The organism is Clostridium sp. AN503, assembly GCF_040719375.1.
Classification (GTDB): domain Bacteria; phylum Bacillota; class Clostridia; order Lachnospirales; family Lachnospiraceae; genus Brotaphodocola.
The window spans coordinates 434338-455161 of record NZ_JBFDTP010000002.1 but is presented as its reverse complement, the minus strand read 5'-3'; the positions used below and the strand labels follow the sequence as shown (position 1 = coordinate 455161).

At 51.5% G+C, this 20824-nt stretch carries 24 protein-coding genes; 4 read left to right on the top strand and 20 right to left on the bottom strand.

The features are described 5' to 3' along the window. The first annotated feature begins 90 nt into the window (after window positions 1-90). Together AB1I67_RS09365 and AB1I67_RS09360 are read left to right on the top strand one after the other, a co-directional pair. Complete coding sequence (locus AB1I67_RS09365; protein WP_367029616.1) at window positions 91-942, top strand: RNA polymerase sigma factor; 852 nt, start codon at window positions 91-93, stop codon at window positions 940-942. Between the two features lie 23 nt (window positions 943-965). Then, window positions 966-1649 (top strand): DUF2461 domain-containing protein, encoded by a 684-nt coding sequence (locus tag AB1I67_RS09360; protein WP_367029615.1) that lies wholly within the window; start codon window positions 966-968, stop codon window positions 1647-1649. Between the two features lie 43 nt (window positions 1650-1692). On the opposite strand, the gene ispD is transcribed toward AB1I67_RS09360, so the two are convergent. The 9 genes from ispD to AB1I67_RS09315 all read right to left on the bottom strand — a co-directional run bounded on the left by ispD (window position 1693) and on the right by AB1I67_RS09315 (window position 9435). Then, window positions 1693-2418, bottom strand: coding sequence for a 2-C-methyl-D-erythritol 4-phosphate cytidylyltransferase (gene ispD / locus AB1I67_RS09355; protein WP_367029614.1), 726 nt, complete (start codon window positions 2416-2418; stop codon window positions 1693-1695). Between the two features lie 53 nt (window positions 2419-2471). Further along, window positions 2472-3506 carry a tRNA (adenosine(37)-N6)-threonylcarbamoyltransferase complex transferase subunit TsaD gene (gene tsaD / locus AB1I67_RS09350; RefSeq protein WP_367029613.1) on the bottom strand — a complete coding sequence of 345 codons (1035 nt, stop codon included), beginning with the start codon at window positions 3504-3506 and terminating at the stop codon, window positions 2472-2474. A gap of 74 nt (window positions 3507-3580) precedes the next feature. After that, on the bottom strand, window positions 3581-4501 hold the full coding sequence (locus AB1I67_RS09345) for a ribonuclease Z (protein WP_367029612.1): 921 nt from the start codon (window positions 4499-4501) through the stop codon (window positions 3581-3583). 85 nt (window positions 4502-4586) lie between these two features. Continuing rightward, entirely contained in the window at window positions 4587-4829 is a 243-nt protein-coding gene (locus AB1I67_RS09340) for a hypothetical protein (RefSeq protein WP_367029611.1), read from the bottom strand. 127 nt (window positions 4830-4956) lie between these two features. Beyond that, entirely contained in the window at window positions 4957-5391 is a 435-nt protein-coding gene (gene rimI / locus AB1I67_RS09335) for a ribosomal protein S18-alanine N-acetyltransferase (RefSeq protein ID WP_367029610.1), read from the bottom strand. Next, window positions 5391-6212, bottom strand: a complete 822-nt coding sequence (gene tsaB, locus AB1I67_RS09330; protein ID WP_367029609.1) for a tRNA (adenosine(37)-N6)-threonylcarbamoyltransferase complex dimerization subunit type 1 TsaB — start codon at window positions 6210-6212, stop codon at window positions 5391-5393. Before tsaB ends, rimI begins: the two co-directional genes overlap by 1 nt. Window positions 6213-6241: 29 nt before the next feature. Beyond that, window positions 6242-6706 carry a tRNA (adenosine(37)-N6)-threonylcarbamoyltransferase complex ATPase subunit type 1 TsaE gene (gene tsaE, locus AB1I67_RS09325; protein WP_367029608.1) on the bottom strand — a complete coding sequence of 155 codons (465 nt, stop codon included), beginning with the start codon at window positions 6704-6706 and terminating at the stop codon, window positions 6242-6244. Between the two features lie 28 nt (window positions 6707-6734). After that, entirely contained in the window at window positions 6735-7247 is a 513-nt protein-coding gene (locus AB1I67_RS09320) for a YcxB family protein (protein WP_367029607.1), read from the bottom strand. Window positions 7248-7293: 46 nt separating this feature from the next. Then, complete coding sequence (locus AB1I67_RS09315) at window positions 7294-9435, bottom strand: Tex family protein (protein WP_367029606.1); 2142 nt, start codon at window positions 9433-9435, stop codon at window positions 7294-7296. Window positions 9436-9599: 164 nt separating this feature from the next. Here AB1I67_RS09315 and AB1I67_RS09310 point away from each other — a divergent pair, with 164 nt between their 5' ends. Further along, on the top strand, window positions 9600-9953 hold the full coding sequence (locus AB1I67_RS09310; protein ID WP_367029605.1) for a hypothetical protein: 354 nt from the start codon (window positions 9600-9602) through the stop codon (window positions 9951-9953). 61 nt (window positions 9954-10014) lie between these two features. Here the strand turns inward: AB1I67_RS09310 and AB1I67_RS09305 are convergent, their stop codons facing one another. Next, window positions 10015-10899 carry an Rpn family recombination-promoting nuclease/putative transposase gene (locus AB1I67_RS09305; protein WP_367029604.1) on the bottom strand — a complete coding sequence of 295 codons (885 nt, stop codon included), beginning with the start codon at window positions 10897-10899 and terminating at the stop codon, window positions 10015-10017. A 576-nt stretch (window positions 10900-11475) separates the two neighbouring features. On the opposite strand from AB1I67_RS09305, the gene AB1I67_RS09300 reads away from it, so the two are divergent. Then, window positions 11476-11898 carry a DUF2000 domain-containing protein gene (locus tag AB1I67_RS09300; RefSeq protein ID WP_367029603.1) on the top strand — a complete coding sequence of 141 codons (423 nt, stop codon included), beginning with the start codon at window positions 11476-11478 and terminating at the stop codon, window positions 11896-11898. Window positions 11899-11922: 24 nt separating this feature from the next. Here the strand turns inward: AB1I67_RS09300 and AB1I67_RS09295 are convergent, their stop codons facing one another. From AB1I67_RS09295 to AB1I67_RS09250, 10 genes are all read right to left on the bottom strand, one after another. Further along, entirely contained in the window at window positions 11923-12291 is a 369-nt protein-coding gene (locus AB1I67_RS09295) for a DUF2752 domain-containing protein (RefSeq protein ID WP_367029602.1), read from the bottom strand. Window positions 12292-12321: 30 nt separating this feature from the next. Further along, on the bottom strand, window positions 12322-13563 hold the full coding sequence (locus tag AB1I67_RS09290; RefSeq protein WP_367029601.1) for a homoserine dehydrogenase: 1242 nt from the start codon (window positions 13561-13563) through the stop codon (window positions 12322-12324). 50 nt (window positions 13564-13613) lie between these two features. Continuing rightward, entirely contained in the window at window positions 13614-14060 is a 447-nt protein-coding gene (locus tag AB1I67_RS09285) for an ACT domain-containing protein (RefSeq protein ID WP_367029600.1), read from the bottom strand. A 130-nt stretch (window positions 14061-14190) separates the two neighbouring features. Beyond that, the gene (locus AB1I67_RS09280) at window positions 14191-14805 is read right to left on the bottom strand and encodes a bifunctional 4-hydroxy-2-oxoglutarate aldolase/2-dehydro-3-deoxy-phosphogluconate aldolase (protein ID WP_367029599.1); all 615 of its coding nucleotides are present in this window, start codon (window positions 14803-14805) and stop codon (window positions 14191-14193) included. Between the two features lie 11 nt (window positions 14806-14816). Then, window positions 14817-15767, bottom strand: a complete 951-nt coding sequence (locus tag AB1I67_RS09275; RefSeq protein WP_367029598.1) for a sugar kinase — start codon at window positions 15765-15767, stop codon at window positions 14817-14819. Between the two features lie 2 nt (window positions 15768-15769). Continuing rightward, on the bottom strand, window positions 15770-16969 hold the full coding sequence (locus AB1I67_RS09270) for an aminotransferase class V-fold PLP-dependent enzyme (protein ID WP_367029597.1): 1200 nt from the start codon (window positions 16967-16969) through the stop codon (window positions 15770-15772). A gap of 14 nt (window positions 16970-16983) precedes the next feature. Further along, window positions 16984-18201 carry a DUF362 domain-containing protein gene (locus AB1I67_RS09265; RefSeq protein ID WP_367029596.1) on the bottom strand — a complete coding sequence of 406 codons (1218 nt, stop codon included), beginning with the start codon at window positions 18199-18201 and terminating at the stop codon, window positions 16984-16986. A gap of 13 nt (window positions 18202-18214) precedes the next feature. Further along, complete coding sequence (locus tag AB1I67_RS09260; RefSeq protein ID WP_367029595.1) at window positions 18215-18961, bottom strand: MBL fold metallo-hydrolase; 747 nt, start codon at window positions 18959-18961, stop codon at window positions 18215-18217. A gap of 16 nt (window positions 18962-18977) precedes the next feature. After that, window positions 18978-20264, bottom strand: a complete 1287-nt coding sequence (locus AB1I67_RS09255; RefSeq protein WP_367029594.1) for a TRAP transporter large permease — start codon at window positions 20262-20264, stop codon at window positions 18978-18980. Next, window positions 20261-20809 carry a TRAP transporter small permease gene (locus AB1I67_RS09250; protein WP_367029593.1) on the bottom strand — a complete coding sequence of 183 codons (549 nt, stop codon included), beginning with the start codon at window positions 20807-20809 and terminating at the stop codon, window positions 20261-20263. The genes AB1I67_RS09255 and AB1I67_RS09250 overlap by 4 nt, the downstream gene beginning before the upstream one ends. Between the last annotated feature and the right edge of the window lie 15 nt (window positions 20810-20824).

Here is a 20824-nt window from a genome sequence, read left to right as displayed (position 1 = left end):
TGATTGTCAAAGACACAGACACAAAATACTTCAAATCGCCTGTCACACAGATGATGAAATCTTGTCTATATAAATAGGAGGTATCAATCTATGCATAAAAAAACAAACGAAGAATTGCTGGCTTTGATCGATAAAGCCACTGCAGGAGACAAACAATCTCTTGAAATCCTTATCACCAGTATCCAGGATATTGTATTTAATCTATCGCTGCGGATGCTCGGGACATTTGCTGATGCAGAGGATGCCACACAGGATATCCTGCTGAAGGTCATCACCCACCTGTCCACCTTTCGCCGGGAATGCGCCTTCACCACCTGGGTCTTCCGTATTGCAGCCAATCATTTAAAGAATTACAAAAAGCACATGTTTGCCCATTTCCCACTGAGCTTTGAATTCTATGGCAATGATATTGAAAAAGCAGAATTAGAAAATTTGCCTGATCTGACTCAGGATGTGGAAAAAGCAATCCTGGCAGAGGAACTGAAAATGTCATGTACCAACGTCATGCTGCAATGCCTTGACCCGGAAAGCCGCTGTATCTTTGTGCTCGGGACCATGTTTAAGGTGGACAGCCGTATTGCTGGGGATATTTTGGGAATCACGCCGGAAGCATACCGTCAGAGATTCTCACGTATACGACGGAAAATGTCAGACTTTCTCTCAGCTTACTGCGGAGAATACGGTGACGGAAAATGCAAATGCCGCAACAGGATCAACTATGCCATTCAGAGCCACCGGTTAAATCCCGCTCATCTGGATTACACTGAAGCCGCAGAAATAGACAGCCAGACTATGCTGGATGTAAAAGATGCAATGGAGGAAATTGACAGTCTGTCGCAGCAGTTTTCTTTCTGTAAATCCTATGGATCACCAGAAAGCCTGAGACAGTTTATTGCGGATTTCCTGGACTCCGCATTGGCTGCCACTGTCACCAACCCATAACAGCACGAAAGGAGCACTGATAGATGGATACAAAGCTTATGATCAATTATTTAGAGGAGTTAAGCAGAAATAACAACCGGGACTGGTATCATTCTCACAAGGACGACTACAGACAGGCAAATGCGGAATTCGAGGCATTGATACAAGAGATGATCCTGGAGATCGGACGTTTTGACGACACCGTGATCCGAAATGTCCCAAAAGACTTAACCTTCAAGCTGGTTCGGGATACCCGTTTCAGCCACGACAAATCCCCCTACAATCCCGCCTTCCGCGCTCACATCTCATCCATGGGCAAGCTGCCTGTTCCTGTGGGATACTATATTATGATAAAGCCGGGCAACCAGTCTTTCCTCGGCGGCGGCCTGTTCGCAGATATGTTCAAGGATGCAACAGCTATGGTGCGGGATTATATCGCTGCACATCCCGAGGAATGGGACCGCACGATCCACGAACCGGAATTTGAGAAATATTTTACAGTGAAAGGTTCAGCCCTTAAAAATGTTCCGGCCGGATATGACAAAGACCATCCTCAGGCAAATTACCTGAAGTTCAAAAGCTGGTATCTGGAATATCCAATCGGGGACGAAGAGTTTCAGGATGGAGAGAGCTTTCTCTCAAAAGCGGTAAAGCTTTTTGAGATCATGAAGCCCTTTAACGATTATCTGAATAAAGCACTCGCCGGATTTCAGATGCCGGCAAGATAAGGCAAATAGAACATATCGGTACCTGCAAGGCGGCTCCAATCGATCAGAGCCGCCTTTTTTTTAGAAGCGCCTCAGCCAGGATCAAATCCTCCGGCGTCGTCACTTTCAGATTCTCATAGCTTCCTTCCACCAGCTTTACTTTACCCTTACCACAGGTTTCCACCACCATGGCGTCATCTGTGATCCCGGTCTGTAAAGACAGGTCCGACATCAATTGATCGTACGCGCTGCGCACCAGTTGGTAGGAGAAAGCCTGAGGCGTCTGGATCTGCCACAGGAGGGCACGGTCCGGTGTGCCTGCCGCATAGCCATCTGCATCCGATATCTTAATGGTATCCTTCACGGGCATTCCCACCACACAGGCATGTTCCTTGATCGCGCCATGGATCGCCCGTTGGATGATATCTGCTGTGACCAGCGGTCTGGCGCCGTCATGGATCAGTACATGACCGCAGCCTTCCAGTGCCTTTAAGCCCTCATAGACCGAATGATAGCGCTCTTTTCCGCCCGGAACCACCGCTGTTACCTTCTTTAAACCCAGGGGCTTTAAAATCTCCCTGCGTACATGCTCTTCTTCCCCTGGGCCGACTACCAGGACGATCTTATCCACCGGACTTTGTTCGAAAGCTTCCAGCGCATAAGAAATAAGCGGCCGTCCCTCAAGCATCATATACTGCTTCTGCACATGGCTGTTCATCCGCTTTCCCTGGCCTCCCGCCAGAACTACCGCTCCGATCCTTAACATTTCCGGTGATGTACATCCCTCCATGGCTCCTGGCCCTCCAAATCTTCCCGTCTTTTACTCTGGCATATATTCCAGTCTTAACGCTCCCCCAGTTTTAAATTAGGTATTGCGTTCAAATCCCAATCATGGCGGATACCCTTTTTATATTCATAATACGCCGCCACTCCGATCATAGCTGCATTGTCCGTACAGAATATGGGGGAGGGATGGTAAAATGCAATCCCCTCCGCAGCACAGGCTTTCTCCATGGCTTCCCGCAGCGCAGAGTTGGACGCCACTCCTCCGGCAATGGCCAGCTTGTCATAGCCATATTCTTTTGCTGCCAGCACAGCGCGGCTCACCAGAGCCTCCACAACTGCATTCTGAAAGGAAGCCACCAGATCCGGCACATTGAATTCCTCGCCGGTCATCCTTGCTTTGTTGATATAATTCAGGACTGCTGATTTCAGGCCGCTGAAGCTGAAATCGTAGGGGGAGCCTTCCACCTTCGCACGGGGGAACTCCACGGCATGGGGATCGCCCTCCTTCGCTGTCTTGTCAATCTTCGGTCCGCCAGGGTATCCCAGTCCCACAGCGCGCGCCACCTTGTCAAATGCCTCGCCCGCCGCATCATCGCGGGTCCGTCCAATGATCTCAAACTCCCCGTAATCCTTCACGATCACCAGATGGGTATGGCCTCCCGACACGATCAGGCATACAAACGGCGGCTCTAAATCCAGGTTTTCAATATAGTTTGCAGATACGTGCCCTTCAATATGATGCACGCCAATGAGCGGCTTCTTTGCCGCATAGGCTATCGCCTTGGCCTCCGCCACACCTACCAGGAGCGCTCCTACCAGTCCCGGACCGTAGGTCACTCCGATCGCGGTGATATCCTCCAGCGTCGTGCCTGCATCCTCCAGCGCCTGTGTGATCACCTGGTTGATCTTCTCGATGTGTTTCCTGGATGCGATCTCCGGTACCACACCGCCAAACTGGGTATGCAGAGCTATCTGGGATGATATCACATTGGACAGCACCTCCCGCCCATTCCTCACCACAGACGCCGCAGTCTCATCACAGGAGCTCTCGATCGCCAGGATCAAAACATCTTTATCTTCTTTAATCTCCATCTTTCATTCCTCACCCGCCGCTGCAGCGCAGCGGCTTCTCCACGTCATAAGTCGTATTCACGGACAAATCTGTGTTACGGCGTCTCCTCCTCGTCAAAGGTCAGCTCCATGGTCCATCCGTCCCTCGCCGCCTTCGCCCGTGGAAATATCTTCCGCACCTTATCAATGAATTCGTCCGGCCTGGTCAGGGACGGGCTGTAATGAGTCAGCCACATCTCCTGGGGCTGAGCCTTCTTTGCCAGCTCCGCCGCCTCGTACATGGTCATATGCCGGTACTCCCGCGCCTTTGCTTCCTTGCCGTCCTCACCGTACATCCCTTCGCAGATAAACAGGTCTGCGTCCCTGGCATATTCTGCGATCACCGGCACCGGCCTGGTATCGGTGCAGTACGTCACCTTCAGCCCCCGCCTGTCCGGTCCCAGCACCATGTCCGGGGTATATACCGTTCCTTCCACCTCCAGGGTCTCGCCCTTCTGCAGACGGCTCCATGCCTTCATCGGCACTCCCTGCTCTTTCGCCCGCTCCACATCAAACCGGCCTGCTCGCGGGATGGAAATGGAATAGCCATAACATACCACGTTATGGTTCACCCGGTAAGCGTCGATCACGTAAGGTCCCAGCTTCATCTGGTGCCTGCTCTCATCCAGCTCTATAAACTGCAGAGGAAACGGCAGCTCCGGCGCGATCGTGCGCAGCGCAGTAACCACCCGTTCCAGTCCCTTCGGGCCGATCAGCGTCAGCGGCTCCGTCCGCTCTGCATTCCCCATGGTCAGGAGAAGGCCTGGAAGGCCGCTGATATGATCCGCATGATAATGGGTAAAGCAGATCACGTCGATGGGCTTCGGGCTCCATCCCTTTTCCTTGAGCGCCACCTGGGTCCCCTCCCCACAGTCGATCAGCAGGCTGCTCCCATCACACCGCGCCATCATCGCTGTCAGCCAGCGGTAAGGCAGCGGCATCATTCCACCAGTTCCCAATAAACAGATATCTAACATAAATGTGTTGTCCTCACTTCTAACATTTGCTGCGGCTACGCCTGGCAGGCGCCATACCACATCTTACCAAATGATAACACACACGTCAGATGAATTCAACCTGTTCCTCCACTTCCGGCTCAATCAAAAATTGGCCGACCACCGTATCATAACATTCCTCGCACAGATCCCATCGATGTGTCTCCCCGTCTTTTTCAGAAAAGAAGTCCCATGAATGGTTCACTGGGAATGCCCCTTCCCGCAGGATTCCATTTTCCACTATCATCTTTTTTCCACAACAATTACAGATCACTGTTTCAAGCACTCCGCTGCTTTTGTATTTTCTCATCTTATTCTCGCCTTTCTTTTTTCATGTTGCCTCATAACCAATATAGGGATACCCACCTTGGCGGATACCCCTACATTATAATCGCAAACGTGACGATTTTTAAGTGGTAAATGTTGTATGCAGGCCTTTACAGATCCCGCTTCCACATGATGATGGCATCCTCGGACGGATTGCGGTAATAGCCCTTGCGCACCGCTTCCGCTGTAAAACCATAGGTTTCATAAAGGTTCCTGGCCGGAAGATTGCCTGCACGCACTTCCAGGCTGACAGACAGAGCATGGTTCTCTCTGGCATAATCCACCATAATCTCCATCATTTTTCTCGCCAGTCCCATGCGGCGGTATTCAGGAAGGACAGCGATCCGCTGTACCTCCCCCTCCCCTGCCAGCAAGCGCAGGTTACAATACCCCAGGATCTGCCCATTCTGTTCGTATACATAATACACGTCAAAAGGGCTGTGAATCCCGGCCTCCAAAATTCCATAGGACCAGCTCTCCGTAAAGCAGATCTTTTCAAGCTCTGCCACCTGCTCCAAGTCAGCAGCTTTCATCAGACGGATCATCAGCATGTCTCCTTCGGTGCACGACCGGGAGCAGCGTCCGCGGCTGTGGCGGTCTTTGCAGGATCAACTTCTGTGTCCCCGGTCCCAACGCTGTGACCGGCTGCAAGCTCACTCATCTTCCCCTGCCGCTTCGCTTCCTCAAGCTCCCGCTCAGCCTGTGCCTTCCGCAGATAATCGGGGGCATGGTCCATGGCTGTTTCCACCTTTCCTTCCGCAAAATAAACCGCTCCCAGGGCTGCTACACTGGCGGCGCGCTGACGGCTCGACTGGGCAGGGGCAAACGAATACTCAACCGTCATAAGCTCTTCTATGACCGGCTTATAGACAGGCACCCCATCCCCCAAAAAGATCACATTCCGACGCATCTCATTGAGTTCTTCCAGCAATTCCCTGATATCCATGGCGCACTGGGGTTTCACGACCCGGAAGTCCTTCTGATACTCATATAATCCCGTATATACCTGATTCCGCCTGGCGTCCATAATGGGGCAGATCACCGACGAAGCCCCGAACAGATTAAAGGCCATGGCATCCACCGTCGGTACGTGGACCAGCGACTTATCAAGAGCCAGCCCTAAGCCTTTGGCGGTAGCAGAGCCGATACGCAGCCCCGTGAAGGAGCCGGGGCCTCCAGAAACCGCAATGGCATCTATCGTCTGGAGATCCAGTTCCAGCATCCGCACTACCTCATCGATCATGGGCAGCAGTGTCTGGGAATGGGTCTTTTTAAAATTCACTGTATACTCTGCTGTCAGGTCATCGTCCGTCACAACCGCCACCGACGCCACCAGCGATGAACTCTCAATCCCTAAAATCCGCATTCCTGTTTATCCTTCCTCTCTCTGACATTTTATTGCTCCCAAAGTCCTTTCGGCAAAACATTCTCCGCCAAAAGACCTTCTACCGTGACCTTCCGGTAGTCAAAGCCCTTGTCCAGATCTTTCTCGATCCGGATGCGGACCACATGCTCCGGCAAAATCTCCGGGATCAGCTGGGACCACTCGATCAGGCAAACACCATCCCCATAAAAACAGTCCTCATAACCGATCTCATCCATCTCACTGACATCCCCGATCCGGTACACATCAAAATGATATAGGGGCAGGCGTCCGTCGTCATACTGCTGGACGATCGTAAACGTAGGGCTGTTTACCGGCCCTTCTATGCCAAGCCCAGCAGCAAAGCCCTGAGTAAATACGGTCTTTCCTACGCCCAAATCCCCGTCGAGGCAGTAAATCTGCCCGGGAGACGCCTGCTGCCCAAGCTCTCTGCCAAGGGCAAAGGTTTCCTCAGGGCTGCTCGTTATTCTCTCCATCCTGTTCTCTCCATTTTCTCTCACTGTCCTAAATCTTCCGGCGCCTCTCCTTCGGCAAATGCTCCCGCGCCATCTTGCACAGCGCCTCTTCCTGATCCCCTGTCACAGACTTCGGAAGCAGGTACGCATGCACCCGGTCCATATACAGCACGATCATCGACGGCATCTTGTCCATCCGCCCCATCTGATCCCAGGTAAACTCCGCCGTCTGTCCGCTCTGCTCCACCGTAAGCCCCTCTTCCCCAAAGGTCAGGGTCATCACATCCCGGATCACCGGGGCCTTTGCCTGCCTCCTGGCCTTGATATATACGAGTAATGGCTGCCACACTGTAAAAAGCAGCACGCAGAGCACCAGCAGAAGCCGCGAGGAAACCGGCAGGCTCCCCCACTTAAACACCAGCAGAAACAGAGCTGCTGCCGTAAACAACAGATTAAAAATACCGCGGAACCCGGCATTGTCATGATACATGGAGAATGTCCACAGATCCTTCACCGTCAATTTCAATTCGAATTGCAGTTCCGCGCCTTTCTTTTTTTCCACACTCGGTTCCATCCTGTCCTCCGTTTTCATTTTATCATCCCTGCCATCACAATTTCATGGTAAGCGCGATCCGTTTTTTTGCCAGGTCCACGCTCAGCACCTTCACCTCCACGATATCGCCGACGCTCACTACCTCCATGGGATGTTTGATATACTTGTCTGTCATCTGGGATATGTGCACCAGCCCATCCTGATGGACTCCGATGTCCACAAATGCGCCAAAATCAATGACGTTGCGCACAGTCCCTTTCAGGAGCATCCCGGGAGTTAGGTCCTTCATCTCCAGCACATCCGTCCGCAGGATTGGTTTTGGCATCTCCTCACGCGGGTCCCGGGCCGGTTTCTCCAGCTCTTTTACAATATCCCGCAGTGTGATCTCGCCTACATTCAGCTCCGCCGCCGTTTTTTTGTAATCATGGATCTTTTTGCCCAGCCCGGCAAGGCCGCCCTTTGCGATGTCCTCCGGACGACAGCCCAGCTTCTCAAGCAGAGCCAGCGCAGCCCCGTAGCTCTCCGGATGGACCGAAGTTCCGTCAAGAGGATTCTTCCCCCCGGTGATCCTTGTAAAACCGGCGCACTGCTCATACGCCTTCGGTCCCAGCTTCGCCACTTTGAGAAGCTGCTTCCTGTCCGTAAATGCACCGTTTTCCTCCCGGTAGGCCACGATATTTTTCGCGATGGCCTTGCTGATACCGGCAATGTATTCCAGCAGGGACGCGGAAGCCGTATTCAAATCCACGCCGACCCGGTTTACAGAAGACTCCACCACGCCCTGAAGGGCCTCGCTCAGATTCTTCTGGTTCATGTCATGCTGGTACTGGCCAACGCCGATCGACTTGGGATCGATCTTCACCAGTTCTGCCAGCGGATCCTGGAGCCTTCTGGCGATGGAAGCGGCGCTCCTCTGCCCCACGTCAAAGTTGGGGAACTCCTCCGTAGCCAGCTTGCTTGCAGAATATACCGACGCCCCCGCCTCGTTGACGATCACATACTGCACCTGTTCCGGGATCTCTTTTAACAGCTCCACAATGATCATCTCCGATTCCCTGGAAGCCGTGCCGTTTCCGACAGAGATCAGGGAAATATGATATTTTTTGATCAGCTTTTTGAGGATGGCTTTGGACTCCTCCACCTTGTTCTGGGGCGCGGTCGGATAGATCACCACCGTATCCAGAACCTTTCCAGTGGCGTCCACCACTGCCAGCTTACAGCCGGTCCGAAAGGCCGGGTCCCATCCAAGTACAACCTTTCCCGTGATCGGGGGCTGCATCAGAAGCTGCTCCAAATTCTTGCCAAACACCTTGATGGCGCCGGCCTCAGCTTTCTCTGTCAGATCATTGCGCACCTCCCGCTCGATGGCTGGCGCGATCAGGCGGGCGTAGCTGTCTGCCACTACCTCCTTTAAGACAGGCCCCGTATAAGGGTTGTCCCGGGTGATGGTCTTTTTCTCAAGATAGCGGAGGATCGTCTCCTCCGGCGCCTCCACCTTTACCGTAAGTAGTTTTTCCTTTTCTCCCCGGTTCAGTGCGAGAACGCGGTGACCGGCGCAGCGCTTCACCGGCTCCTCATAATTATAATACATCTCATAGACGGATTCCTGCTTCTCATCCTTCGCAGAGGACCGGATCATCCCCTGCTCCATGGTCGCCTTCCGGATATAAGTCCGGTAATCCGCATTGTCGGAAATCCGCTCCGCCAGGATATCCTTCGCCCCTGCAACCGCGTCCTCCGCCGTGAGGACTTCCTTTTCCGCTGACACATAGTCCTCTGCCAGCTTCTCCACCGGTTCTTTTGTCATCTGGAGGCTGATCAGGTCCGCCAGCGGCTCCAGCCCGCGCTCCTTCGCGATCATGGCCCTGGTGCGGCGTTTCGGACGGTACGGGCGGTACAGATCATCAACCGCAACCATAGTCATAGCATCCAGGATCTGCTTCTCCAGCTCCGGCGTCAGTTTTTCCTGCTCCCGGATGGATGCAAGCACCTGCTCTTTTTTCTCCTCCAGATTCCGGAGATACCGGAGGCGTTCATCTAAGTTTCTCAGGACTTCATCGTCCAGGGAACCGGTGACCTCCTTGCGGTAACGGGCAATGAACGGGATCGTGTTGCCCTCGTCGATGAGCTGCACCGCCGCCTCGGCCTGCTTATATGCAATCTGCAGCTCCTGCTGCAATACTTTGATTATGTCCATCTTTCTGCATTCTCCTCCTGGTTGATCTGCAGCATCCGCTGCCTACCCAAACAGTATAATCCATTCTTCCCGCTTATGCAAGTTCCCTTGAGTTTCCTGTCTTTTCATGTTACAATGGTACACTGTAGCGTATTTATACTATTGTTTACATCGGAGGAAACCTCATGGAACAAAAACCGGGACAGAAAAAGTCTCTTTATGATAATCTCGCTGTTTTCAGTATTGCGGCTGGCCTTTTCGCACTGTCATCCTGCTGCAGTCCGCCCGTACAGCTGGTATTCGGTGCAGCCGCCGTTATGCTCTCCTGGCTTTCCAAAAACGGAAAACCAATGGCGGTACCTGCGGTCATTGGAATGGTCATGGGCATTGTGTCCATTGTCTTAAGCATCCTCATATTCATTCAGTATATCTGGGCGATGGATCTTATGGCCGATCCCAACAATGCCTCCATGGTGAAGGAAGTGTTCCGCCAGTCCCAGGACGTACTCAATCAGCTGTTGGGAACACCTGTGGAATAGACCTTGGAATTGTTCAAAACTGCCGCCAGCGTGAAAACCGGCGGCAGTTTTGCCTGGCATATCAGATTTTTATATTGTACTTGTCACACATCTCTTTTAAGAACTTCGGATCTTTTTGCAGGAGTAAAACCCTGTCGCCGTCGCCGCCCTGTTCCATCAGATTCATAAGCTGCAAAATACTGTCAATTCCTTGCTCAATCCCTCTACGCTCTGCCCTGTCTAACACCTCACACATTCTGACTGGCTCTCCTTTCCTGCTCTGCTCAGCAATCTCTTCTTCTATCTGCTCATATCTCTCGTCCCCTGCGAACACCCGTAAGAATTCCAGCATCGCTTCCGGATGCTTCAAAGGCTGGTCAATTGGGACATAGTCCTCATTCTTTCGTCCTGCAAAGTAATCTGCCACCACCCTGAAGTCACTGGTCAGCTTTTCTCGCACCTCCTCCGGGAGACGCGGAACATCAATCACATGAATCCGGTAATCTGAAAACATCTCCTGATATTCTTCCGGGACCTTCACAGCTTCCCCAATGGTACAGGGTGCGCGCCATGGGCGGTCTCCATAGTACAGAATCCCGGTGATCACAGGAAAACGGTGTTTTCCAGCATCGATCTGTCCGCGATAGGAGGCATAGTCGTATCCCATAACGCGGAATACCATATCGCAATCTACTGTGGATTGATTCTCCAATCCAATCAGTATGATCCCCACGCCTGCCCTCTCCACATACTTTGCAATGTCCCGCCGCTGTTCCCGCAGGCCATCCTGATGTTCCGCCTTGTAGACGGACTCGGTGGGACCATCCTTTAAATCCTTTGGCTGTACCACGCTCTTTCCCACGATCAGAACGTTTGTGATGTCGGCAAAAACATCCGGGTAAGCCTCCAGATACTTTTCCGTCCGGTCCTTTTCTCCGGACGTACGTTTCTTCAGCATTTCACTCATTAAAAACCTCCTTATGTAATTGTCGCAGGAGGTTTCTTCTGCTTTGAAAACTCCTGCTCAATAGTGTGAATGTAAGCAAGAATTTTCCGAGAAGATATCAGAGATGATGCTTCGATGCCCGAAAGCGCTGCTCCGGACAAATGAATTTAGAAAATCTGCCTGTTTTTATTATATCAGAATAAAAAACGCACCACAACAAAAAAATTGACTTAAGTTTCCACATTTTGCAGCGGCGGCAGGCGGGGAATCGGACAGCAGGGTTTTGGTGACTTTGCAGGTCTTTAGAAGGTGTTAGCCCTCAGGATTTTCTGTTCTGACAGCGGAAGGGGTTGTCTGAGCGTTAGCGAGTTGCCCCTTCCACTGGCAGGTTTTTAAGAAAATTCTGAGGACTTACATCTTCTTAGACCGAAACCGGAACCAAAACCCTGCTGTCCGATTCCCCGCCTGCCGCCGCTGCAAAATATGGAAACTTAAGAAAAATTTGAAGATATCTTACAAGACTTTTCAAAATCCCGGCGGTACAATAAAAGCCAGCCCAGTCGGGACGAGAAAAGAACAGGGAAGGATGATTGGAAAATGGATTTACAAAATGAAAAATGTGTGATGGTGATCGATGAGGCCCTGCCTCTGGGAATGATCGCAAATACTGCCGCCATCATGGGTATCACTCTGGGAAAAAAACTTCCTGAGACGGTAGGCGAGGACGTCTATGACAAGACAGGCAAGGAGCACTTAGGAATCATCGCAATCCCCGTTCCCGTGCTGAAAGGGAATGCCGGGATCATCAAATCCATCCGCCAGAAACTCTATGAGCCGGATTTTTCAGATCTGACCGTGGTGGATTTTTCAGATGTGGCGCAGGGCTGCAACGTATATGACCAGTTTATCGAAGAAATGAGACAGGTGCCCGAGGCGGATCTCAATTACTTTGGGATTGCAATCTGCGGAGCGAAGAAAAAAGTGAATAAATTGACAGGAAATATGCCGCTGCTAAGATAACAGCGGCATTTTGTTTTTCTCTTTTCACACCAGCGGAACCGCCAGCAGATCAATCCCAAATCCAATCAGAAGCACATTCTTTACAACCCAGTTCACCAGGATAATCCCGGCCCCGATATAGATGAACAATGTCTCATGCCCCAGATAGCGGCCCGGCTTTCCCGTCCTTTTAGCAACAAAGGCAGATCCGGTCTCCGCCGCCACCACAAGCACCGTATAAAGGACCAGGGGATGGTACACCATGCTCTGCAGCACCTGCCCTCTCAACAGATATACAGCCGCCCTCGTTCCACCGCAGCCGGGACAATACAGGCCTGTCAGCAGCTGGAACAGGCAGGGCATGTGGAACAAGCCGTACATAATCTCTTTTACATGTATCACCGCTGTCATCATAGTAAGTCCCGCCTCACTGACTGCAGCTGCCTACAGCTCTGCACGGATCATCTGGCGGATACCGTCGCCGCCCGCTGCCATCCATACCGTGTCAAGCTCTGTAGCCTTCTTTTTAAATTCCGCCTCGCTCATCTTCTCCGTCAGAACTGCAAACTCATCCAGTCCATCCAGCACGATCACCTTCAATGGTCCGAACGTCCGTTCCGCCTGAGCCTGTTTTTCTGCATCATTCCCGGCGATCCGTACAAAATAACAGAACTCTGAGGTGTCCATATCTGCAATCTCAAGACGTTTCTCATTCCAGCCCAGCTGCACATTCTGATCCAGGTTCTGTGCAGACTCGATGATATCCGCTACAACCGCGCTGGCTGTCGGCAGTTTGCCCGCGCCGCTTCCGTAGAACATGGACGTACCAAGCATATTGCCCTTTACCAGGATTCCATTGAACACATCACTTACCATATAGAGAGGATGATCCTTCCCGATCATTACCGGAGCCACCCAGGCGTGGACTTCCTCCCCATCCATCCTGCTTGAGCCGAACAGCTTGACCGATGCCCCCATCTTTTCCGCATAACGGAAATCCACATCCGTGATCTTCGTAATACCCTCGGTGTAAATATCCTCGTAATTCACTTCTCTTCCGGTAGCCATAGCCGTCAGGATCGCAATCTTGCGGCAGGCGTCATGGCCTTCCACATCCGCCTCCGGATTGCGCTCTGCATAGCCTAACCTCTGAGCTTCCTTCAGCGCATTTTCAAAGGACGCGCCTTCTTTGTCCATCTTCGTCAGGATATAGTTGGTGGTTCCATTTAAAATGCCGGTGATCTCCTGGATCCGCTCTCCCTTTAAACTGGTATACAGCGGACGGATGATCGGAATCCCGCCGCCTACGCTGGCCTCAAACATGAAGTTCACATGCTTCTCCCTGGCGATTGCGAGAAGCTCGGTACCGTGAGCCGCCACCAGCGCTTTGTTGGAGGTGACCACGTGCTTGCCCGCAAGCAGGCTCACTTTAACAAACGGATACGCCGGGTTTAAGCCCCCCATGGTCTCCACGACCACCTGCACTTCCGGGTCCTCTTCAATGACCTTAAAATCATGAACAAGCTTATCCGCCACCGGACTCTCCGGGAACTCCCGCAGATCCAGCACATATTTCAACTCTACATCAGCTCCTGCTCCATGGGCGATCTCCTTCCGGTTCTTTTCCAGGATCTCCGCCACGCCAGAGCCAATCGTACCATATCCCATGATTGCTACCTGTACCATAATGATCTTCCTCACTTTTTCTTATTTTTCATAATCAGAGACTTAAAGCGCTACTCCCGGGCCAGGATCTTTACATAGTGGATGCCGTTCTGCTCCTCGATCTCCTCCACCATCCGCGACACATTGCCAGTGTTGGATTTAACTTCCACAGAAAGGGTCAGGGTGGCTACACCATTGACCGGAATACTCTGGTGAATAGTCAGGATATTCGCCTTATAAACTGCTACGATATGTAACAGGTCCGATAAAAGCCCCTGTTCGTCGTCCATCTGTACCACAAATGTCACCGTCTTGCCTTTGGCGTTATCGTAAAATGGAAATATATCGTCTTTGTACTTGTAAAAAGAGCTGCGGCTGATCCCAACCCGCTCCGTGGCATCCTGCACAGTCAGCACTTTTTCTGAATCCAGAAGCTTCTTGGCTTCCACCACCTTCAAGAGTACTTCCGGCACTGCTTTCTGCTTTAATACAAAATACTTGCTCTTTTCCTCTGCCATTCCCTGTTCTCCTATTGTTCGTCTCTGATGTACATCTGTACTCATGTGGAAGATATTAGCACAAAAAGAAACAGGATGCAAGCTTTTTATTGCGTACATCCTGTTTTTCAACTATTTGCCGATGTTCGTATTACAGCACAGAAAGCATTTCTTTAATATAGAGAGACGCTTCCTGCCACATTCCATTTTCCCTGTAAACCTTTGGAATAAGTGCTTTCCCAATACCTGCCCCAATAAACCCATTTTTCAGAAATTCCTGAACATTCTCTTTTCCAACACCGCCCACAGCAACATACTCCGTCTCATCAAACGGTCCTTTCAGGCTTTTTATATAAGACAACGGAAGATCTCCCGCCGGAAAAAGTTTCATGACACGGTACCCATATTCCAAGCAGAATGAAACGTCGCTGGGTGTCATCACTCCAGGCAGCAGCGGGATATGGCGTTCACGGCAGTATTCAAGCACCGGAACAGAGACCGAGGGCGTCAGAAAAAATGATGCCCCTGCTGACTCTGCTTCTCTGCAGCGTTCCTGAGTGGTCACAGTCCCAGCTCCAACGGACGCATCATTTCCGAGATGAGTTTTCAGGATTTCAATCTGTCTTGCCGGATGATCTGAATTCATTGCAACCTCAAAGATCCGTACCCCGCCATTGTACGCCGCCTGCGCATAAGGAAGGCAGACTTCATCAGGCAGCCCCCGCAGGATGGCGCAGATCTTATGCTTCTTAAATAACTGTTCCATTCCGTCTCCTTTCATCGAAATGTGTATTCTTTTCCACAGAGAATCTGCTCCAGCCTCTTCCTGGACGGATATCCCTCCGTATCCGAGCTGCTCTCCGTCGCAAGCGCACCTGCGATCCCGGCCATAGCTCCGCACTCTTTCAACGGTCTTGCCTCCAGGATGCCCGCAAGAAAGGCAGCGTGGAACCCATCACCCGCACCGACCGGATCTACGGGAGTACATGGATATGGCGGTATGGTCACCCGTTCCTGCGGTGTGGCCACGGACGCCCCCTGCGATCCATACTTGATCCCTGCATAACATGCATTACCATGAGAAAAGAGTATATCAAAAACCCGCCGTTCTTCACTGGTCCCAAAAAGAATCTCCGCTTCTTCTCTGCCCAGCAGCACAATCTGGGCACGAAGCGCCATCTCCCGGATCTCCTTGCTGTAATCCTGCGACTTCCAGAGTTTTTTTCTTATATTGGGATCAAAACTGATCGCCGTATGAGCACGTTCTGCCATGCTCATGGCCTCCTCCACCGTCTCCATAGCGGAACGGCTGAGCACAGGCGTGATCCCTGTCAGATGCAGGATCTTCGCCGAGCCAATATAAGCTTCATCCAGGTCTTCCGGCTGCATCCCGCTGGCCGCAGACCGGCTGCGGTAATAGAAAACCTCAGTCTCCCCGTTTATCCTTGACTGCTTTATCATCAGGCCCGTAGGCCTCTCTTCAGTAAATTTCACCTGGCTTGTGTCCACGCCTTCAGAACGTATGGTGTTCTGGACCATAGCCCCCAGTTCATCCTGCCCCAACACGCTCCACCAGCCGGCCTCATGCCCCAGCTTACTCAAGCCAACTGCAACATTGCTCTCTGCTCCTGCCGTACAGATACCAAAGCTCCTTGCATAACGCACCAGCCCTGGCTTCTCCGGTACCAGGCAGGCCATGGTCTCACCCAGGGTTATTACCTCCGGCATCGTCATTCCCCCTTTTTCGAGAGATATCCACAGAGGAAATCAACCAGCTTATCAATTTCTGCTTCTCTCACAAACCAGTTGTTGGAGACTCGGATTCCTTCTTTCTTAGATCTTAGATCAACAGTCCGGTATTGTATGATGATGCCCTGTTGTGCAAAGGCATCTCGGACCAGCTTCCGGTGATCGGTTCCCGGAAGAGAGAATGCAAAAATCCCACATTTTAACCGGTCATCCTCTGGTGACAGAATCATCGCCTGAGGAAGGCGCTCTTTCAATGTCTTCCTGCAATAATCATTAAGCTGCCTCTGACGCTCCACGATATGTTCCATCCCGATTTCCTCAGCCAGCGCAATCGTTGTTGAAAAAGCAGTATACATGGGAATATGCTTTCCACCATATTCAAAGCGGCGCGCATCATCCCTGAGGCTGATCGTATTGGTATCAATGTCGAATTCCTTTTGCATGCCCACGCCGCCAAACGGTACACGGACCTTCGGGATCAATTCCTTTCGGATGTAGACCGCAGCGATCCCTTCTGGACCGCACAACCATTTATGACACGAGAAGATATAGAAATCACACCCGATATCCTTCACATCAATGATGGTATTTCCCGCCGCCTGTGCTCCGTCCAAAGCCGTCAGTACCCCCTTTTTCCTGGCAGCGGCGCAGAGTTCTTTTACAGGCATACATGTCCCGACAGCGTGGAGCACATGACTGAACACTGCCAGTTTTGTCTTCTCCCCCAACGCCGCGGCAAACTGGCCGATGATATCCTCATAGCCGCCTGTGGCGCAGAACTTATCCGTGTAAAAGCCCCTTATCTTTTCAGCTGCAAAGAAAGGGAGCAGGGAAGCCGGATTTTCCTGGTCCGATACCAGCACCTCATCCCCCGGACCAAGATCCAGCATATAATCCACCGTGTTCAGGCCTTCCGCGATGCACCGTACAAAGAATATCTCCTCCGGGGAAGCGCCGATAAACGCAGCCACATCCCGTCGTGCCTGTTCCAGGTATTCAAACAGATCATCATGCACCTGTACCTTGATCTGTCCTTCCTCATACATATAACGAAAGACCCGGTCCATCCCCTCCATCACCGGCTTAGGCAGCGGTCCGCACCCTGCCGAATTCAGATAAGTATAACGTTCTGCTGCCGGCAGAAGCCTCCGGTATTCCTCAAATTCTGATACAGTCCTCATTTCCAACATTCCTCCTAATCCACATGCCCGCGGACATGTCTGTCCGGCCGGCTGATCCCGTAGCAGTCCCGGAATGCTTCTTCCGTAGTAAGGCCGGCCGGTGCGCACCCCATGATAAAATGGACATTTTCATTGCCTTTATTTTTCTCATAATAGCCTTTTGTACAGTTTCCCAGGCAGAATAAATGTTCACCATCTTTTAACGGCGGCAGTTCTCCCGGATCATCCCCGTTCATCAAGATTTGCATCCCCTTAAACCCCGGCAGGTGACCGGCTTCCCTGATCCTGGTCAGCGCAATCGTCATGACCGCCCGGCAGCCATAGCATTTTTCAGGCATTTCCAGTTCATAAACAGAGACGCCTTCATACTCCCGTTTTCCGGGTTCCGCTGTCTTGAACGGATAGGTCACATCCCTGATGGTTTCACCCAAAACCAGGATATCTTCTTCCCGGACCGAACCATGCCCAGCTTCTTCTGCCGCCCTTAAGTACTCCAGTTTTTCCGCCTCAAACCCCATCACTCTGGCGGCTGTAGCATCTACAGCCGCAGGACAACTCCCCGCCATGATGATATCCAGTTTTACCGGAGTACCCTCCAGCGGCCCCAGGCCTTCCATCGCCGTCAACCCATCCACAATTGTCAAATACGGCGGTAATGCCGTGGTCAAGTCCACTATAGCTTTTCGCATATTATAGTCATGGAATCTGCGCTTATCACGGGGAGACAGCAGGCCGTTCATATTCTTGTAAGCCACAGTGATCTCCGTCAGCGGATGGGTCTTCATAACCGGGATGTTGATGATTACGTCATACTTCCAGACCATTTTAGCCAGTTCTATCTCATCCATCATACGGAATTCTTTGTTCTTGACTGCAATAAATTCAGTCTCATTCACGTCATACAAAGAGACATCCAGTCTTTTAGCCAGCGCAGCCACCCCCAGCGTCTCATAGATCCGCTTCGTCCCCAGATGAAACGCTCCGGATCCCTCCACAATATCCACCTGTGCAGCCCCTGCCTCCCTCACCAGAGTTATCACACTCTCTATCACTTCATTGGAGGTCACAGCACCGTCATCCGAGCTTAAAGGCCCTGTGCAGTTAGGCTTCAGCATGACCTTCTGCCCCGGCTTTACAAATGCGCTCATGCCGCCAATAAGATCAACGGCTTCTTTTACCGTCTCCAACACAGACTTACCATTTTTCTTAACGATTGAAACTTTTTCTTCCATATACCATCCTCCCCTATACCATCGGCGGAAGCGCAGAACTCTTTAAATACGCCAGCGCTTTATCAATGTGCACCTGTCCGCCTGTCAAAGTAAAACCAAAATGCGCAGGGATCAACGCGTCTATATTCCGTCCCGCAAGCCTTGGCAGATACGTTCTGTATTGCTCCAGGGAGGACCCATAACAATTCTGCAGGCTCAACGCTCCTTTTTTATAAACGCTGTCCCCGGAAAACAGATACCGCCTTCCCCTCCAGTCCACCTGATAACAAACCGACTCAATACTGTGTCCCGGCACCACAACAGCCTCAAGTGTAAGTCCCGACATGGTCATCGTCTCCCCGTTGCTCACAGTCCGGTCCGCTTTCTGATGACGGAAAACATAATCCGCAGGATACGCGCCCTTCACTTTTGCCGCAGTCAGCCCAAGCAGTTCTTCCGTCCCATGTTCCATAAGCTCCGCTTCTTTCTCAGATGTAACGATCGTTACGTGGGGCATGGCTTCCTTCATATCCCCAGCTCCTCCCGTGTGATCTCCATGGCAGTGGGTAATAAATAGGTACTGTATCCCAGACAACTGCATCCCCGTTTCCTGTATATTATTCAAAATGCGGCCTGTGTCCAGACCGCTGCCCGCATCAAACAGAATTCCCTGCTCCCCGTTCACGATCAGATACACGTTACAGTCTTTGTAGGAGGAGATACCTGGTCCGGTATCTCCTCCACCCACTATGTAAAAGTCCTTCTCCAACTGAATATACATTTCCGGCTCCTTTCTTTTAACCGTTTAAAAGCCCTGGCAAAAACAGACATATCTCAGGTATATAGGTCACAAGGAACAGTACAATGATCTCCGCAAGGCAGAATGGTATGATTGCCCGCATGGCTTTCGACAGGGTGACATTGGCCTTGCTGGTTGCGATGAACAGGCACATTCCAAACGGCGGCGTCGCCAGCCCGATGATAATATTCAGTAGAAAGATCACGCCGAAATGCACCGGATCTACTCCAAACTGCACTGCGATCGGGGCCAATATGGGCGCACAGATCAAAAGGATCGCATTGCTCTCCATCACACATCCCATGATCAGTAAAAAGATATTGATCAGCAGCAATAATACAATCTTGCTGGAGGTAAACGACAGCAGGAACCCGGCTATGGCCTGTGGCACCTGGGTCATGGCAACCAGAGCGCCAAAGCAACCTGAAAATCCAACAATCAATAGAACTGCTCCGCAGGAAATGATTGACTGTACTATACAGGTACACACCGTACGCAGATTCAAGGATCTGTAATACAAAATTCCAACAACCAACGCATACACCACCGCAACATCGGCGGCCTCTGTCGGCGTAAAAATACCGCCCAGGATTCCACCCAGGATCAAAACTGGCATGATCACTGCCGGGATCGCCCGCATCATAGTCCTCAATATATCCTGAGGGCTATAGATTTTATCACTTTTCGGATAGTTCCGTTTATGGCTGATATAGGCGGTTGGGATCATAAGAGCGATCCCCAGCATGATCCCTGGTACCATGCCGGCAATAAACAGGTCTGAGATCGATACCATCATGGTCGCACCATACAATACAAATCCAATGCTTGGCGGTATGATGGGGCCAATCACGGACGATGACGCCGTAACAGCCACCGCAAAGTCGCTGTCATATCCCTGCTTCTCCATGGCTGGGATCAATATCCCGCCGATCGCAGCCGTATCCGCAGTTGCGGAGCCGGATATCCCTGCAAAGAACATGGACCCCAGAATATTGGCATGGGCCAGGCTTCCCCTCACCCGGCCAAGCAGCACTTCGCATACCGCCAGCAGATCATCGATCAGCCCCACCCTGCCCATCAAGTCACCAGCCATAATAAACAGCGGCAGCGCCAGAAGAGTAAAGCTGTCCAGCCCCTGATACGTCTGCTGAAACAGGATCACCATGGGAAGCTGGTCGTGCAGCGACAGGGTCAGGACCACGGACAACCCAATAGAAAATGCGATCGGCGTTCCCAATATCAGAAGCACTGCCAGCGATCCGAACAAAAGAAACATGGCGCTCATAGCTCCTCCCCCTCTCTGCACTCCAATTTTTTCCCCCGTGACATCATATACAACTCCTTCAGCAGGTCCGTAATGCAGTGGATCATCATCACCGCCGCCCCTGCATAAATGCCCGCCGCAGTCCATGCCTGGTTTATTTTCGTGACAGAAGCCTTGCCAAACCGGTATATCTTCAAGGCGTCTGCCCCCACATACAGAAACACTGCCAGGAACACGATTATCAGGATGATATTCAAGATCTTCATCCCCTGTCTCACGGGCCTCGGAACCTTATCAATGACAAACGTAAATGAGATCAGCTCCTTCTGCCTCAAGGCAATACTCCCACCTATAAATGCAAACCACAGCATACAAAAACGGGCGATTTCCTCTGTAAAATCCAGAGGATCGTTGAGCACAAATCTCGTGAATACTCCAAGAAAAAGATTGATGACCAGCACACTGCCAATAACAAGACAAAACACTTTGCATATGGTATTCAAAAACTCACTGATCTTATCAAAAATCCGGTATGCCATATAAAACGGACCATGTCTTTGCTCCATACCTACTCCTTCTTC